At 66.7% G+C, this 17,476-nt stretch carries 7 protein-coding genes and 2 pseudogenes; 7 read left to right on the top strand and 2 right to left on the bottom strand.

Annotated elements, in window-relative coordinates; all coding sequences use genetic code 11:
* Window positions 1-25 precede the first annotated feature (25 nt).
* Together hydA and OG897_RS16975 are read left to right on the top strand one after the other, a co-directional pair.
* The gene (gene hydA / locus OG897_RS16980; RefSeq protein WP_266657674.1) at window positions 26-1,417 is read left to right on the top strand and encodes a dihydropyrimidinase; all 1,392 of its coding nucleotides are present in this window, start codon (window positions 26-28) and stop codon (window positions 1,415-1,417) included.
* Window positions 1,418-1,681: 264 nt separating this feature from the next.
* Window positions 1,682-2,062 carry a hypothetical protein gene (locus OG897_RS16975; RefSeq protein ID WP_266657672.1) on the top strand — a complete coding sequence of 127 codons (381 nt, stop codon included), beginning with the start codon at window positions 1,682-1,684 and terminating at the stop codon, window positions 2,060-2,062.
* Between the two features lie 137 nt (window positions 2,063-2,199).
* On the opposite strand, the gene OG897_RS16970 is transcribed toward OG897_RS16975, so the two are convergent.
* Window positions 2,200-5,292, bottom strand: coding sequence for a VCBS repeat-containing protein (locus OG897_RS16970; protein WP_266657670.1), 3,093 nt, complete (start codon window positions 5,290-5,292; stop codon window positions 2,200-2,202).
* 230 nt (window positions 5,293-5,522) lie between these two features.
* Between OG897_RS16970 and OG897_RS16965 the strand changes: the two genes are divergently transcribed.
* Window positions 5,523-12,386 (top strand): polymorphic toxin-type HINT domain-containing protein, encoded by a 6,864-nt coding sequence (locus tag OG897_RS16965; RefSeq protein WP_266657668.1) that lies wholly within the window; start codon window positions 5,523-5,525, stop codon window positions 12,384-12,386.
* A 110-nt stretch (window positions 12,387-12,496) separates the two neighbouring features.
* Window positions 12,497-12,994 carry a hypothetical protein gene (locus OG897_RS16960; RefSeq protein ID WP_266657666.1) on the top strand — a complete coding sequence of 166 codons (498 nt, stop codon included), beginning with the start codon at window positions 12,497-12,499 and terminating at the stop codon, window positions 12,992-12,994.
* A 54-nt stretch (window positions 12,995-13,048) separates the two neighbouring features.
* Here OG897_RS16960 and OG897_RS16955 read toward each other — a convergent pair.
* Window positions 13,049-13,246, bottom strand: a pseudogene (locus OG897_RS16955) (IS5/IS1182 family transposase); the annotation flags it as partial.
* Window positions 13,247-13,434: 188 nt separating this feature from the next.
* Between OG897_RS16955 and OG897_RS16950 the strand changes: the two are divergent.
* The 3 genes and pseudogenes from OG897_RS16950 to OG897_RS16940 all read left to right on the top strand — a co-directional run.
* A pseudogene (locus OG897_RS16950) lies at window positions 13,435-14,310 on the top strand (amidohydrolase family protein); the annotation flags it as partial.
* A 54-nt stretch (window positions 14,311-14,364) separates the two neighbouring features.
* Window positions 14,365-15,161 (top strand): IS5 family transposase gene (locus OG897_RS16945; RefSeq protein ID WP_266660243.1). Its coding sequence is split into 2 segments (ribosomal slippage): window positions 14,365-14,697 and window positions 14,700-15,161, totalling 795 coding nucleotides; the frame shifts between segments, so codons are not numbered across the junction.
* Window positions 15,162-15,718: 557 nt separating this feature from the next.
* The gene (locus tag OG897_RS16940) at window positions 15,719-17,401 is read left to right on the top strand and encodes a DUF6880 family protein (RefSeq protein ID WP_323188081.1); all 1,683 of its coding nucleotides are present in this window, start codon (window positions 15,719-15,721) and stop codon (window positions 17,399-17,401) included.
* Window positions 17,402-17,476 lie beyond the last annotated feature (75 nt).

The following is a 17,476-nucleotide window of genomic DNA, read 5'->3' as shown; positions in this document are numbered from 1 at the left end:
ATCCGCACCGAATGGAGCCGAAGCAGTGACTCGCACCCTGATCACGGGCGGTCTCGTCATCACCGCCTCCGACGAACTCCACGCCGACGTACTGATCGAGGGCGGGCGCGTGGTGGGCGTCGCGGCCCCGGGCGGCCACGGCTGGACGGCCGACCGCATCCTCGACGCGACCGACAAGTACGTGATCCCGGGCGGGGTCGACGCGCACACGCACATGGAGATGCCCTTCGGCGGCACCTTCGCCGCCGACTCCTTCGAGTCCGGCACCCGGGCGGCCGCCTGGGGCGGCACGACCACGATCATCGACTTCGCGATCCAGTCCCCGGGCCAGAGCCTGCGCGCGGGCCTGGACGCGTGGCACGCGAAGGCGGACGGCAAGTGCGCCGTCGACTACGGCTTCCACATGATCATGTCGGACGTGAACGAGTCGTCTCTCAAGGAGATGGACGGCTTGGTCTCCGAAGGAATCTCCTCGTTCAAGCTCTTCACCGCCTATCCCGGGGTCTTCTTCAGCGACGACGGCCAGATCCTGCGCGCGATGCAGAAGGCCGCCTCCAACGGCGGTCTGATCATGATGCACGCCGAGAACGGCCTCGCCATCGACGTCCTCGTCGAGCAGGCCCTGGCGCGCGGCGAGACCGACCCCCGCTACCACGGCGAGGTCCGCAAGGCCCTCCTCGAAGCGGAGGCCACCCACCGTGTGATCAAGCTGGCGCAGGTGGCGGGGGCGCCGGTGTACGTCGTCCACGTGTCGGCCGAGGAGGCTCTCGACGAAATCGCCTCGGCCCGCCACAGGGGCCTCCCCGTCTTCGGCGAGACCTGTCCCCAGTACCTCTTCCTCTCCACCGACAACCTCGCCGAGCCGGACTTCGAGGGGGCGAAGTACGTGTGCTCGACTCCTTTGCGCCCCAAGGAGCATCAGGCGGCGTTGTGGCGGGGGTTGCGGACGAACGAGCTTCAGGTGGTGTCCACCGACCACTGCCCGTTCTGTTTCACCGGGCAGAAGGAACTCGGCCGAGGCGACTTCTCCAAGATTCCGAACGGGATGCCGGGGGTGGAGAACCGCATGGACCTCCTCCACCAGGCGGTCGTCGACGGCCACATCACCCGCCGCCGCTGGATCGAGATCGCGTGCGCGACCCCGGCGCGGATGTTCGGCCTGTACGGCCAGAAGGGCACGATCGCCCCGGGCGCCGACGCCGACATCGTCATCTACGACCCGGCGGCCGAACAGACCATCTCGGCCGCCACGCATCACATGGCGGTCGACTACTCGGCGTATGAGGGCAAGCGCGTGACGGGGCAGGTCGAGACGGTGCTGTCGCGGGGCGAAGTGATTGTCGAACGCGGCGAGTTCAGAGGGCGAACAGGACATGGGGCGTACCTCGCCCGCGCCACCAGTCAGTGCCTCGGATAGCCAGCCTCTACCGGGCAGCGGTCAGGGTCTGCGAAGCAGGTAAGCCAGACGACATGGTTTTCCCGCAGATTCGAGACTCGGGCAAGAGTCCCAGAACAGTGGTTAATTCGGTTCTTGCTGCTCGCGCGGTCATGGGCAGGCCGATGCATGATCGAACGTGCGACAATCAGACAGTGTGGATGATCCACTCCGCGGGCGGACGCGGGCGGGCACAGCCCTCAGCGGTAGGCCCAACACCCCCTGCAGCGCTGAGAGGAGATCGTAGTGAACGAGCGTTGGAGAGATCCCGACGTCCTGCGAGGCGTATTCGGCGGTGCCGAGCCCTTCACTGTGCCGTCTGCCACCAACACTCAGCTCTTTCTGGTGGACTACGAGGTCAGCGGAACCGGGGCGAGTGAGATTTCGTACGCCTTCGGGGATGCCGACTTGGGTGAGACCGTCGTGGAGCAGCCTCGGCTGCCATGGCGGGCAACCGTGCGCATGAAGGGCTTCGAGGCAGTTCCTGCTCTCACCGTGGTACTCGGTGAGAGCGGAGGCCGCGTCGAAAGCGTTATTCGTGTCGACGGAAGAGAGGCCATGCGCTGCACGGCATCGGGTGCCTCGGCAACCTCGGTGTGCATCGTCGAACCAGGCAGCGTGGGCTGAGGGAGGACTGCCTCCTTCAGCGCGTTGATCGGCTGCCCCCACTCTCACGCGAGTGTGCTGCACGAGGGCGGCTCGCGTCACTGAGGGTTCTCAATGACGCGAGCCGCTGTCACAGTGACTTTCCCCGCGCTTCCTTCCTAGAAGATGCCCTTGACTGCTTGCCAGCCGCCGGTTCCCACGACGGTGGGGCTGCCGAGCAGGCCGCTCTTGCGGCCGGGGACGAATTCGAGGCCGGCGTTGGTGTTCGCGGTGGTGGTCCAGAAGTCACCGATGCCGTCGCCGTTGGAGTCGCCGGTGGCGGTGATCAGCGGGCGGGCGGTGGTGGTCCAGCCGGTGGCGTAGGCAGTCCTGCTGGAGCCTGCGCCGAGGGAGCTGGGATCGGTGCCTCCGTCGGGGATGTTGTCGCCGTCGGCGTCTCCGTTGCTCTTGCCGTGGTAGAGCCCGACTTCTCCGGTGGTGGTGTTGCGGGCGATGAGGTCGGTGAATCCGTCTCCGTCGACGTCGCCGGGGGAGCTGAGCTGCAGGTTGCTCCAGCCGCTGCCGCCGATGGGGTATCCGGCCTGGATATTGCTGCTGGAGTATCCGGGCAGGAACCAGAGTTGGTCACCGATGACGGCGACGAAGTCCGGGTTGGATCCGCCTTCGCCGGGGGTGATGTCTCCGATGGAGACGATCTGTTTGAAGGTGGCCGGGTCGAGAGCGAGGCCCGTCTGGGAGTCCGGGAAGAAGTAGATCTCCTCCTTGGTGTCTTCGGTGAATCCTCCGATGCCGTCGTTGGGGTAGAACCAGAGCTTTCCGTCTGACTTGCGGGCCACGAGGTCTTCGTAGAGGTCCTCGTTCCAGTCGCTGCGGTGAGTGAGCAGGGCCGCACCCCAGCTGGCATTCGTGGAGATGGGGAGGCCGGTGTCCACGGCGCCGGCTCCGGCTCCGGAGTACAGGCGGAGGTTGTTGGTGCTGTCGATCGCGAACATGTCGGGCTGGCTGTCCCCGTTGACGTCGCCGGGTTTGTCCACGATGCCGGGGCTCTTGACGTAGAACTTGTACGGGTACCTGGGGCCGGGGTTCTTCCCGGCGTCGAAGCTCTGGACGTACAAGGTGTGCGGTCCGGGAGTGAGCGGGGTCAGCTTGATGGTGACGCTGGCGCCGGCTGTCGCGGGCTTTTCGATGTTGTTCGGCGGGGTGCGGTCAAGGGCCCAGCGGTATTCGGCGATGTCCTTCTCGCCCCCCGAGCCGAGGACGAACTGTCCCTCGGTGCGGGCGAGTGCGCCTTCGCTGTCCTCCGGGTAGAGGCCGTTGACGGAGGTGACGGTCGGCATGACGGACGGGGCGGTGGGGTCGAAGCCGAAGCGGCAGCCGGAGGCTCCGGCGGTCGGGGTCCAGTCGGAGGCGAAGGTGGAGTCGCCGACGTCCTCGGCCTGTGCCTTCCAGGAGAACTGGCCTCCGCTGGCGGCCATGTGCTGGCTGAGGAGGGCCTTGGGAACGACGATGCTGGCGCGCACGCCCTTGGAGTCGGAGGCGATGACTGTCTTGCGGACGCGTTTGTCGAAGATGATGCCCGGGTCTCCCGCGTACTTGCCCGTGGGCCAGACGAGGAACTCCACGTTGACGTCGCCGCCGTCCTGGTCCCACACCTGTGCGTTGAGGGTGACGTCGGTGTTGCCGACGGTCATGTACGTGGCTCCGTTGCCACAGTCCGTGCTGCTGATCCTGGTGCTGGGAATGGTGTCCAGCGCCCAGGGATTCTTGGGGGCGCGGTTGAACTCGACGATGAGCTTGGCGTCGGGCTTGAACTTCTTCCAGCTGTACGCGTCTTTGCCGTCCTCGGCGCTCTGCGGCGCTCGCAGGCCGAACGTGATGTCGGACCACGAACCGGCCGCGGCCTTGACGGCCGCGTCCTTCGCGGTGAAGTCGACGGCCTTGTCGGGGCAGCCGAAGCTCTCGTTGCCGTGGGCGTAGTTCCGGCTGTCCTGGCGGGTCGACCATGACGGCTGCTTGTTCCACGTGGTCGCGGAGCTGATGGACCCGGTGAGGTAGAGCTCGACGGGCTTGGCGGTGCAGGACCAGGAGTGGGTCTCGGTGATCTGGAACTGTGCGTCGATCACCTTCACACGGGCAAGGAACTTGGAGTCGACGCGGAAGAAGGAGCGGGCGGTGCCGCCGCTGGACGACTCGTAGCCGACACGTGCCTCGCTGGTGGTGCCGCCCGACCAGCCTGTGCCGTTGAAGTAACTGTCGTTCGGGTGCGGCTTGTAGGCGATGGTCCACGCCTGGCGAGTACCTGTCATGCGGGGATCGATGTAGACCGGGTAGGTCGTGTCCGGTGACTTCAGCAGTTCCTGATCCGGCGTCAGGGTCAACCGGTTGCTGGTGAAGTCGACATCGACGGTGCTGCTGTTGGTGCCCGGCGTCAGGTCGGAGGGGGCTCGGACTCCCGGCGACGCACTCTTGCTGCGCGTCAGCCCTGCGGGGGCGGACTCGTCCTTGCCGGAGGAGTCCCACATCCGGGCGGTCGAGGTGGTGAAGAGCGTCTGGCCCGCCTCGTTCGCGGCGCTGAGGGTACCCGCAGCAGGGTCCTGCTTGAGGTTCAGGCCTTCGGTCTTGAGGCCGAAGTCGATAGTGGCGAGTTCCGGGTTGGCGGCGGCTTCGGCGGTTTTGACAATCAATGCTTGGCTGAATCCGTCGACTCCTGCGGCCAGGGCCAGGTCGACGCCGGGCAGGACTTCGGAATAGGTCGCGGTTGAGCCCTCAAGGACGGGCGCCGGCAGCGGCTTCGGCCAGGTAAGCGAGACGGATCGGCCCTGGTCGGTGATCATCACCAGCGGAGCGCTGCCACCAGCGGAGAAGGTGACCTTCCCGGCGGCGGCCTTCGGGGAAACCCGGCCAGCGACGGCGGCAAGGGTGGTGTCAATGGGAGACCAGACACCTTCGCGCTTTACTCGGACCGGCGCGGTGTGCTGAGTCCGGCGCAGGTTCCCGTTGGGCAGGGCGTGCGTCTCGCTGGCCTCTGACCGCTCGCTCATGATCTCGACAGGCTCGCCAGTGAGCCGCGCCTTGGCGAGGGCGCCTTCCTCTCCCGCCTCTCCTGCGGGACCTGTCTGTCTCACGTCGGACGCTGCCGGGCTCAGGCCGAGCGGAACGAGTCCGAGCGAGCTGCCCGCGACGGTGGCGGCAAGGAGTGCCGGGATCGAGCGCCGGGCCGAAGCCCATCTTCGTGTGAATATCTGTGGCATCTTTGCCCATTCTTGTCTCTTTTTAGGGCTTCTAGTGAAGATCCCTTGACTTGGCTGTGAACTTTAACGCGTGTTTACTCACCCCGTTCATGCAGTCCCGTTACGACCGAGTGGGTTAGGTCATGCAACAACTACTGCGACATCTACGTTATTTGGGGCACTGGCACAGATCTGTGTCCTATGTCGTCTTCATGGCACTCCTTATAGCTTTCGTGCCAGACGATCCTGCTGTGGCCGGTACCGGCAAGATGCGGCTGGAGGAGCTGGAGCGCGATCGTTCCGTTCCTGGCCGCAACTTGGCCGCCCAGCGCAAACCCGTCACGGACGCGGCGGCGAAGCCCTGGGCGCCGTCGGTGGCCAAGCTTCTGGCCGGCGACTACACCGTCGAAGTGACGAAGGGTCAGAAGCCCCCGAAGGCGTCTAAGTTGGCGCTGGACGGGGCTGCGGTCGGCACGCCAGTCGCATCAGCACCTCGTCTGCTGGACCCGCTGGTCCGCTTGACCCGTCCCTCTACGCAGGAGGCGAAGTCGACGCGCACGGCTGGTTCGAAGACTCCCGCGCCGGTCGGCGGAGCGGCCAGGGTCCAGGTCAAGGACCAGGCCACCGCTCGTAAGGCGGGGGTGGACGGTGTGCTGTTCACCGCCGCACCGGCCGCCACGGATTCCGCCGAAGCGGTGTCGGGTGCGGTCGAAGTCGAGCTGGACTACGAGGCGATCAAGGACACCTACGGAGGTGACTGGGGATCGCGCCTGCGTCTGGTGCAGTTGCCCGCGTGTGCGTTGACCACTCCGGATCTGCCGGAATGCCGTACGCGGACCGAGCTGGGCGGCTCCAACGACCCGGCCGCGCACACCGTGAGCGCCACCGTCGACCTGGGTGCTCCCGCCGCACGCGGTGCGAGTGCGCCGATGGTCCTGGCCGCGGCAGCCGCCGCCTCGGGCCCCGGCGGCAGCCATGAGGCGACATCGCTGTCACCCACCGGGTCCTGGATGGCCGGGAGTTCCTCCGGCGGATTCTCCTGGTCGTACCCGGTGGAGTCGCCGGAAGTTCCCGGTGGCCCGCAGCCCGAGGTCGAACTCTCCTACTCCTCGCAGGCAGTGGACGGCCGTACCGCGTCCACCAACGGCCAGTCCTCCTGGCTGGCCGAGGGCTGGGACTACGAACCGGGATTCATCGAGCGCCGCTTCAAGTCCTGTTCCGACGACAAGGCGGCCGAGGACGGCAAGACCCCGAACAACTCGGGGGAGACCGCCGACCTGTGCTGGGGTTCCGACCACGTCGTGATGTCGCTGGGAGGCAACTCCAGTGAACTCGTCAAGGACGACGCCACCGGCAAGTGGCGTCCGGCGGACGACGACGGCACGCGTCTGGAGCGCAAGATCGGCGCGGACAACGGCACCAACGGCGGCGAGTACTGGGTGCTGACCGGCACCGACGGAGTGCAGTACCACTTCGGCCTGAACAAGCTCCCCGGCGCCGGCACCCAGCGCACCGACTCCGCGCTGACCGTCCCAGTCTTCGGCAACCACCCCGGCGAGCCCTGCCACGCGACTGCCTTCGCGGACTCCGACTGTGCGCAGGCGTACCGCTGGAACCTGGACTACGTCGTCGACCCGCTCGGCGACGCCATGACCCTGTGGTGGGACAAGTACACCAACTACTACGGCCAGCACATGAAGGCCGACAAGCAGATCCTCTATACCCGCTCCGCCACCCTCGCGCGGATCGACTACGGCCAGCGGGCGAGCGCCCTGTTCACCGGTCTCCCGGCAGGCCGCGTCACTTTCAGCACCGCCGAACGCTGCATACCCAGCAGCACGTTCGACTGTGCCGAGTCCAAGCGAACCGTGGCGAATGCCAAGTACTGGCCGGACACCCCCCTCGACCAGGAATGCGTTGCCGGCGCGAAGTGCACCGACAAGTACGCACCGACGTTCTGGTCCACCAAGCGCCTCACGAAGATCAGCACCCAGGTGCTGGCCGGATCCGCGCTGAAGAACGTCGACTCCTGGACGCTGGAACAGTCCTACCCCGACACAGGTGACGGCACCTCTCCGGCCCTGTGGCTGGCATCCATCACCCGTACGGGACTGGGCGCGGGCGGTACGGCGAGCATGCCGAAGGTCAGCTTCGCGGGCACCCAGATGGACAACCGCGTCGACGGCGTCGAGGGCCTGCCCCCCTACTCCCGGATGCGCGTGCACGCCATCGACACCGAGTCGGGCGGCCGCATCGGCGTCACCTATTCGCCCCGTGAGTGCCAGGCGCTGGAGCCACGGAAGATGCCCGCGTCGCCCGAGACCAACACGATGCGCTGCTACCCCCAGTACTGGACGCCCAAGGGAGCGACCAAACCCGTCCAGGACTGGTTCCACAAGTACCTCGCCACCGAGGTCCGCGAGGACGACCTCGTGACCGACGCCCCGGACAAGGTCACCAGCTACGAGTTCATCGGCAGCCCGGCATGGGCCTACGACGACGGCGAGTTCACCGAGCGCAAGGAGCGCACCTGGTCGCAGTACCGCGGCTACGAGCGCGTCCGCACCCGCGTCGGTGGCGGCAGCGACGTCAAGCAGCTCACCGAGCACCGCTTCTTCCGCGGCATGCACGGCGACAAGCTCCCCACCGGCACGCGCACCGCGTCCGTCGTGGACAGCCAGGGCGGCAGCAGCCCGGACCTGCAGCAGTACCAGGGGCAGCTGCGCGAGCAGATCAGCTACGAGTACGACGGAGGACCCGTCGACTCCACCACGCTCACCAGTACCAAGTCGGTGAAGACGGCGGAGCGCAAGCGCACGGGCACCACCCCGCTCCAGGCGTGGATGGCCCGCCCCGAAACCGTCACCACGCGCGAGCGCGTCAAGGGCGAGACCTGGCGCACCTCGACCGAGACCACCACGTACGACAGCGTCGGTCTTCCGAGCGAGGTCGACGAGACCACGGCAGGCGGCAAGCGCCTGTGCACGGTCACCTCCTACGCCCGCAACACCGCACTGCACCTGCTGGAGTCGGAGTCGCGCGAGCTCACCACCGTGGGTGCCTGTGGCACCTCGGGCGGCGAAGTCGTCGAGGACACCCGCACCTTGTACGACGGTCAGGGCTTCGGCGTGGCACCCACCAAGGGTCTGGCCACCGAGGTCCAGGAGCTGAACGCGAAGGGCGACGGCTACCTGACCATCGACAAGACCGAGTACGACATCCACGGCCGCGAGACGGTGACGTACGACGGGGAAGGCCGCAAGACCACCGTCACCAACACCCCGACAACCGGGGTCCGGCCGACCAAGACGGTCACCACCGACCCTCTCGGTCACACCGAGACCACCGAGTTCGACGACGTCCGCGGCATGCCGGTCAAGGAGACCGACGCCAACAACAAGAGCGCCACCATGCAGTACGACCCGCTGGGCCGGCTGCTGAAGGTCTGGGAGATCGACCGCGATCCCGCCACCCAGACCCCCACGGCGACCTACGACTACACCATCCGCCGCGACGGGCCCACCGTCGTCACCAACCGCAGTCTCAAGGACAACGGCGAGTACGCCGTTTCCTACGAACTCCTCGACGGTCTGCTGCGTGAGCGGCAGACCCAGGACGAAGCGGTGGCCGGACCGGGCCGCATCATCAACGACACCTTCTACGACTCTGCCGGCCGGCCGTGGAAGACGAACGACGGCTACTACCACGAGGCGGAACCCACACCGGCGGTCCTCCAGGTAGGTGACAACGAGGTCCCCTCGCAGAGCCGGACCACCTTCAACGGGCTCGGCCAGCCGACCGCGGACATCACCTATCACCGAGGCGTGGAGAAGTTCCGCACCACCACCGAGCGCGACGGCGACGTCTCCACAGCCGTCCCGCCGCAGGGTGACACGGTCACGGCGACCTTCGAGGACGCCGAGGGGCGCACCGCGAAGATTCGTGAGTACTCCAACAAGGAACGCACCACCTGGCGCGAAACCTCCTACGAGTACGACGTTCACGACAACGTCGTGAAGATCACCGCACCTGGCGGCGCCGTCACCACGTTCGAGTACGACGGAAGAGGGCGGCAGACCTCCTCGACCGACCCCGACGGTGGCAAGACCACGCTGACGTACGACAACGCGGACAACGTCGTCTCCTCGACCGATCCGCGGGGCAACACCCTCGCGACGACCTTCGACGCTGCGGGCCGGCCAACGACGGTGCGCGAGGGGAGTGTCACCGGCCCCAAGCGCATGGAGTGGACGTACGACACCCTCGGCAAGGGGCTGCCGACAGCGGCCATCCGCTACGCGAACGGCCGCGAGTACCGCGACGAGGTCACCGCATACGACAACGCCTACCGGATCAAGACCACCAAGACCGTCGTCGCGGCCGAAGAAGCGGGGCTCGGCGGCACCTACACCTACTCCTACGGGTACACCCCCACAGGCAACATGGCGACGGCCGACGTTCCCGGCGTCGGTGGTCTCGTCAACGAGCGGGTGACGTTCCGATACAACTCGGACGACCTGCCCGTCTCCGTCCGCGGTGAGGCGTCGTACCTGAACGACGTCGAGTACTCCGCCTTCGGCGAGATCCTGCGCACCGACGCGGGCACCGCCACCAAGAAGGTGTACGGGACCTACCTCTACGACGAGTTCACCCGACGGCTCACCCAGTCGACCTTCGACCGGTCGATCAACCCGGGCCGGATCAGCGACACCCAGTACACCTATGACGAGGCCGGGAACGTAACCAAGATCAAGGACACTCCCGGCGAGGCAGCGCCGGACAGCGGCAAGACGGACACCCAGTGCTTCGTCCACAACCAGCTGCGCCAGATGACCTCGGCCTGGACCGCGACAGACGACTGCAAGGCCGCCCCGTCGAAGGCCAACGTCGGCGGCACGGACGCGTACTGGCACCAGTACGAGTTCGACGCGGCAGGCAACCGCACCAAGCTCGTGGACAAGGACACCGCAGGCGACGTCGCCAAGGACGTCACCCGCACCTACACCTACGGCAAGCCCGGCGTAGGAGGTCCCAACGCCCTTGCCGAGATCAAGTCGGCGGGTCCGGGCGGCGAGCGGCTCAACACCTTCGCGTACGACAAGGCAGGCAACACCACCACCCGGCAGCAGAACGGCACTACCCAGACCCTCGAATGGGACATCGAGGGCGAACTTGCCTCGGTGACTGAACCGGTGGAGGGCGGCGGGAGCAAGAAGACCTCCTACCTGTACGGGGCAGGCGGCGAACGGCTGATCCGCACCGACTCCGACGGCAGCAAGACCCTCTATCTGGGCGAAGCCGAGCTGACGGTCAACGCCGACCAGAGCAAGAAGACGGCGGAACGCTTCTACCCGCACCCGGACGGAGCGGCGACAGTCCGGGCGACCGGCGGCGTTCGCCAGCTGGTACTGGCCGACCACCACGGGTCGTCCCACACCACCGTCGACATGGTCGGCACGGGTATGGCAGTCACCCGGCGCAAACTCATGCCGTTCGGCGAACAGCGCGGTCCTCAGCCCTCCACCTGGCCCGGTGCACGCGGCTTCGTGGGCGGCTCCGTGGACGAGGACACCGGCCTCACCCGGCTCGGCGCGCGCGACTACGACCCCACCACAGGGCGATTCATGTCCGTCGACCCGCTGGTCGACTACAGCCAGCCCGCCACCATCAACCCGTACGCCTACAGCAACAACGCACCGGCGACGTTCTCCGATCCGACGGGCACCTTCTTCCCGATCCTGATCGGCTTCGCCGCCCGCATGATCATCCAGGCGGCGATCCGCGCGGCGATCCGCCGTGCAGCCGCGATCGCGGCCCGCAAAGCGGCGCAGGCCCTGGCCCGCCGCCTCGCAGCGGAAGCCCGCAAGCGCGCCATCGAGGCGGCCAAGAAGCTCGCGGCCAAGCTCAAGCGAGAGGCTGCCAAGAAGGCAGCCGCAGCCAAGCGCGCGGCGGCGAAACGGGCAGCCGCCCAGCGGGCTGCCGCGAAGCGGGCAGCTCAGCGCCGCGCGGCAGCACAAGCACGGGCGCGAGCGCAGCGCGCGGCGGCCAAGCGTGCGGCGACGAAACGCGCTGCGGCCCGCAAGGCAGCCGCCCGTCCCAAGCCCAGGCCCAAGCCCCGGTCCCAACCGAAGCCGAAGCCGAAGCCTTCACGCGTCAAGAAGCCGGCAACGGCAGCTGCTGTTGCCGCCGGAGCCAAGAAGGTGGCCAAGGAGCTGGCAAAGGACGGGGCCGACAGCAGCTGTGAGAGCAACAGTTTCACTGGCCGGACCCTCGTTCTCATGGCCGACGGCTCCAAGAAGCCGATCAACCAGGTCAAGGTGGGCGAGAAGGTTCTGGCCACGGATCCCAGGACCGGCCAGACCTCAGTGCAGGCAGCCACGGGAACGATAGTCGGCCAGGGTCAGAAGAACCTCGTCAAGGTCACGTTTTCCGAACCTGGGTCCCTCGGCAGCACAACAGCCACCGTGACCGCCACGGATGGTCATCCGTTCTGGGTTCCGGCCTTGAGCCGCTGGGTCGAAGCCAAGGACATTCAGCAGGGGACATCGCTACAGACCCCCACTGGCACCTCGGTGCAAGTGAAGGATGTGCAACGATGGACCGAATCATCGACAGTTCACAATCTGACTGTCAATGACAGCCACACGTACTATGTTTCGGCGGGTCAGACCTCTGTCCTCGTGCACAACTGTGACGGACGGCTGGTATCAGACGGAACGGCATCGAGTGCAACGGTTAGTCCGCAGTCGTTGCTTGATGACGCTAAGGCCCTTCATGACACATTTGGCGTCGGGACGAGAGCAGACAAGGGCACGACGGTGGCAACAGGCCAACTCGGTGGCGAGCTTGTCTATTCCGTAGCAAATAATGGAACGAACCGAAAGCTCCGGGCGTTGGCGCAGAAGCTGGGTTACCGGCGAGTGTACGAAACTGATCTGACGCCACAAGTGCACAGCGATGCCGAACAAATTCTCTTCAATGCCATAGACGAAGAAGAATACGCAGCTGACGGCATTATTGCTTCATCTCGCCCAGCGTGCGGACCTTCTCGTCAAAACTGTGCTGGGCGGGCGAGCGGATATCCTGGAGTGCAGCTATGGGAGAGAAGTCGATAGCTCGGTAGGGTAAATTCTCGGGACTCACACGCAAAGGGTTCTAGCGAACTTTTTAATGGTGCGGCCTGATTAGTCAGGCCGCACCATCTAATATCGAAGGGGAGACTAAATTGGAACTCTGGGACCAGCAGGTTGAGCCTTACGCCCAAAATCTTGAAGGTCTGGAAGCGGTGTCGCTGTCCAACCTTTCCCTGGACGCCATCGAGACGACAATTCCGTTGATTGGTCCACCGTTCGGGGAATTCTTTCCCCCGAGTCACGCCGCCCTCATCGAACTCGCACTTGAGCTTCGCCGCAATAACCCGACCGGCTGGCATTCCGATTCTGCGTCCGCTGCCAGATTTCTGGCACGGTATGACGAGCTACCGGATGTGCCGGTCAGGCCAGCGGTCGGCCCGTTCTTCATGGCTCTGGTGCGACTGTTCGAGGGTTCAGGTGACGCACTGTCCCCCGATGATGCGATGGAGATCCTCTCGTCCTGCTACGAGTCCGTTCTGATGTCGCACCTCGCGGGGAATGTCACGCTAGATGACGAGCGAAATAGTCACCAGTGCGTTTCTGCCATCAATGAACAAATTCAGCTCATTAAAGGTTGTCTCGTAAGGTGATCTTGGGGTTGGTGGAGATGGCTCTGCGACTCGCGGTCCGGTACTTGTTTGCCGGGCGAGGTTATGCAGGCGGGTGATGCCGCGCATGGCGTGCTGAACGCCCTCGCCTCGCGGGGGGCAGTCGCAGAGGATCTTCCCGCCCTTCATACGGGCGAAGGTGTGCTCGGCGGGGGCGTGAACGCGCTTGCGGGGGCGGTCGTGCTCCTCCTTCCAGGACGGGAGGCCCTCACCCTTGGTCCTCCAGTACGGGATGGGGCCATGAGGAATCCCGCACGGTTGTGAGGTTGCGGAAAGCATCTGGGTGTCTACCAGAAAGCGATGGCGAATACGACGGCACCCCGGCGCCCTGCGCTATGTCGTGCCCGAATTAAAGATCATGGGCCGTTCGACACCCGTCTCTGTGGCGAAGGTTGCAACGCGGCCGAAGGTACCCGGGAGTAAATTTCAAGCTCTTCACCGCCTATCCCGGGGTCTTCTTCAGCGACGACGGCCAGATCCTGCGCGCGATGCAGAAGGCCGCCTCCAACGGCGGTCTGATCATGATGCACGCCGAGAACGGCCTCGCCATCGACGTCCTCGTCGAGCAGGCCCTGGCGCGCGGCGAGACCGATCCGCGCTACCACGGCGAGGTCCGCAAGGCCCTCTTGGAGGCGGAGGCCACCCACCGCGTGATCAAGCTCGCGCAGGTGGCGGGCGCTCCGGTGTACGTCGTCCACGTATCGGCGCAGGAAGCGCTGGCCGAGATCGCCCGCGCCCGCACAGAAGGTCTCCCGGTCTTCGGGGAGACCTGCCCCCAGTACCTCTTCCTCTCCACCGACAACCTCGCCGAGCCGGACTTCGAGGGGGCGAAGTACGTGTGCTCGACTCCTTTGCGCCCCAAGGAGCATCAGGCGGCGTTGTGGCGGGGGTTGCGGACGAACGAGCTTCAGGTGGTGTCCACCGACCACTGCCCGTTCTGTTTCACCGGGCAGAAGGAACTCGGCCGAGGCGACTTCTCCAAGATTCCGAACGGGATGCCGGGGGTGGAGAACCGCATGGACCTCCTCCACCAGGCGGTCGTCGACGGCCACATCACCCGCCGCCGCTGGATCGAGATCGCGTGCGCGACCCCGGCGCGGATGTTCGGCCTGTACGGCCAGAAGGGCACGATCGCCCCGGGCGCCGACGCCGACATCGTCATCTACGACCCGGCGGCCGAACAGACCATCTCCGCGGCCACGCACCACATGAACGTCGACTACTCGGCGTACGAAGGACGGCGGATCACGGGCCAGGTCGTGACCGTGCTGTCCCGGGGCGAGGTAGCTATTGAACAGGGCATGTTTAGAGATCATCTCATTTGGTTAATTGGGTAGTCTGGTCGCGTGATGATGGTCGAGCGTCTGGTCCCGGACGGGTTGTGGGAGTTGTTCCAGCGGGTGGTGCCGGAGGCGCCGACGCGTCCGCAGGGTGGTGGTCGGCGTCGCTATGGTGATCGTGAGGTGCTGGCCGCGATCATCTTTGTGGCGACGACAGGTTGTACGTGGTCGCAGGTCCCGCCGGTGTTCGGGCCGTCCGGGGCGACGGCTCACCGCCGGTTCACGGAGTGGAGTCGGCTGCGGGTGTGGGCGAAGCTCTACCGGCTGGTGCTGGACGAACTCGGTGCGAGGGGCGAGCTGGACTGGTCGCGGTGCGCGATCGACTCGGTGAATATGCGGGCCCTGAAAAAGGGGACCTGACAGGTCCGAATCCTGTGGATCGGGGCAAGTTCGGGTCGAAGATCCACTTGATCACCGAACGTTCCGGACTGCCGCTCTCGATCGGGATATCCGGCGCGAATCTCCACGACAGCCAGGCCCTTGAGCCGCTCGTGCGTGGTATTCCTCCGATCCGCTCCCGCCGCGGGCCCCGTCGGCGGCGGCCCGCCAAGCTCCATGCCGACAAGGCATACGACAGCCGTCACCTGCGGCAATGGCTCCGTACACGGCACATCACACCGCGCATTGCCCGCAAGGGCGTGGAAGACGGGAAGCGGCTCGGCCGACACCGCTGGACCATCGAACGCACCATGGCCTGGCTCGCCGGCTGCCGCCGCCTCCACCGCCGCTACGAACGCAAGGCCATCCACTTCCTCGCCTTCGCCAGCATTGCCTGCACCCTCATCTGCTACCGCAGACTCACCAAATGAGATGACCTCTTAAGGGGAGGGCGGGGCATGGGACCTACCTTGCGCGTGCCACTTCCCAATACCTGGGGTAGGCGGTTCCTCCCAACACGCTGCCGCAGGTTCGAGCCCTGGGCAGGGCACATGGGGCAGCCGAACCCGTGGTCGGGGGTGGGCGGTTGGGGGCGGCTGCAGTCATCGGTTGAAAACGGCTGGCCGCCGGGACACGCCCTCAGTCGCGGCCCCGTCGCGGATGACCGACGTGCCCCGGACAGTGCCGGGCATGCCCGCCCACCTGTGCGACCGCGCCCTTCGGTTCGACCGGTACCCGGCATGCGCAGGGCAGCGCTCTCACGCTGCGGGCAACCGGAGCTCTTACGCGCCTCGGACGACTTGCGACCGGGCACCTGCGCGCGCAGTCGGCGGGTGTGTGCCTGTGAGTCCGAAGGCAGAGCCTGCTCCACACAGAGGATTGACGGTTTGTGCCATCCACGCGGCAGCAAGGGGCCCATTCCACCTGGCTTACCTCGTAGGAGGGGAGGCCGGGCGATCACAGCCGCCCGTGGGCTTCAATGGTCAGCGTGAAAATCTCCGTGGGCTTCAGCGAGGACGACCTTCGGCGCCTGTCCGGGCACCGCTCCTTCGTGCGCGGCCAGGGTTACCGGGATGCCGTGAGTTGTCTGGAGGTGGAGGACGGCTGGTTCTCCGCCCGCGTGCAAGGCACCGAGGACTACGCGGTCGAGATCGCTGTGGACGGTGCGGGGGCGCTGTCCGGCGCATGCGACTGCCCGTACGGGCAGGAGGGGAACTTCTGCAAGCACTGTGTCGCGGTGGGTCTGGCGGTCCTCACCCGGGCCTCGGACGTGCCGCTCCAGCGGTCGGCCGCCGCTTCCCGCGCCAAGGGCCTCGCGCAGTGGCTGGATTCCCTGCCCCGCGAAGAACTGCTGGCACTTGTGCGCGAACAGGTCGAGCGGGACCGCGAGTTGCGCCGTCGGCTGGAACTGCGCGCGGCGACTGCGCGCGGTGACGATCCGGTCGTACGGGAGCGGGTCCGCGCGCTCCTCGACCCGGCACCCTTCGCGAGTTACGGCTACGTCGAGTTCGCCGACGCTCACGCCTACGGCCAGCAGGCGTCCGAAGCGGTGACCGCACTGCGCACCCTGATCGCCGACGGACGAGCCGCGTTGGCCGTCACCCTGTCCCGCGAGGCGATGGCGGCGCTGCACCGGGCTTACGAGGACATCGACGATGAATCCGGAAGCGTGGGTTCCGTCGCCCAGGAGCTCGCCGAGGCCCACCTGGAGGCATGTCGGGCGGCACGTCCTGACCCGCTGGAGACGGCCGAGTGGCTGGTGCGGCACCTGCTGGGCAGCGAGTACGACGTCTTCGACGCCGACCCGGTCGACTACCGTGAGGTTCTCGGTACGGACGGTCTGGCGCGGCTGCGCCAACTGGCGACTGAGGCATGGCGGCGCAAGCCGTCCGGCTGGGCCGAGAAGCATCTGATGGAGCGGCTGGTGAAGGCGGCCGGCACGGTGGACGAGCTGATCGCCGTCTACGCTGCGGACCTTTCCCCCACAGGCGACACCCACCTCGCGATCGCCCGTGAGCTGGACGCGGCGGGTCGCCCCGACGAAGCGCTGGAGTGGGCGGAACGCGGACTGCGCGAGCTGGCCGAGACGCATCGCGGTGGCAGCGGCCTGGAGGACTACCTCTGCGAGCGCCATGCCGAGGAAGGCCGTCCCGCCCGCGCCACCGCCGTGCGCCGGGACGGTTTCCGGGTCCGCCGCTCGCTCGCCGCGTACCGGCTGCTGCGCGAGTGCGCACGAGCCGAGGGCACTTGGGAACGTGAGCGCCCGGCGGCCCTGGAACTGCTCCGCGAGGACGCCGCCCGTTCCGGCCCCTCCTGGTACGGCGGTCCCGTGCTGATCGACGCCCTGATCGACGACGGCGACCTGGGGGCCGCCTGGCGGACAGCAGCTGAAGGCCACGCCGCCTCGCACCAGTGGCTGACCCTCGCCGACCTGGTACGGGAAGACCGCCCCGCCGACGCGCTGCCGGTGTACCTGAGTCTGATCGACCCCCTCAAGAAGATCACCGGCGACGCCAATTACCAGCGGATCGCCCGTCTGCTGCTCGGCGCCCGGGAGTGCCACAGGAACCTGGGGACGTCACAGGAGTTCGCCGACTACGTGGCTGCCCTGCGTGCCGAGCAGAAACGCAAGCGCAACCTGATGAAGGTCCTCGACCAGCACGGCCTGTGACGGCGGTGCCGCGAGCAAGCGAGCGGACGAGTTGCCCCAACCGGGCCCGGACCGTCAGACCCGGTCCGTACGCTC

Origin of the sequence: Streptomyces sp. NBC_00237 (assembly GCF_026342435.1) — a bacterium.
In the GTDB taxonomy this organism is placed as follows: Bacteria; Actinomycetota; Actinomycetes; order Streptomycetales; family Streptomycetaceae; genus Streptomyces.
Note: the sequence above shows the minus strand (reverse complement) of the source record. Positions and strands in the feature narration are given on the sequence as shown.

Coding starts and splice junctions, on each gene's coding strand:
- OG897_RS16970 (WP_266657670.1), bottom strand. CDS start 5,292: ATGCCACAGATATTCACACGAAGATGGGCTTCGGCCCGGCGCTCGATC.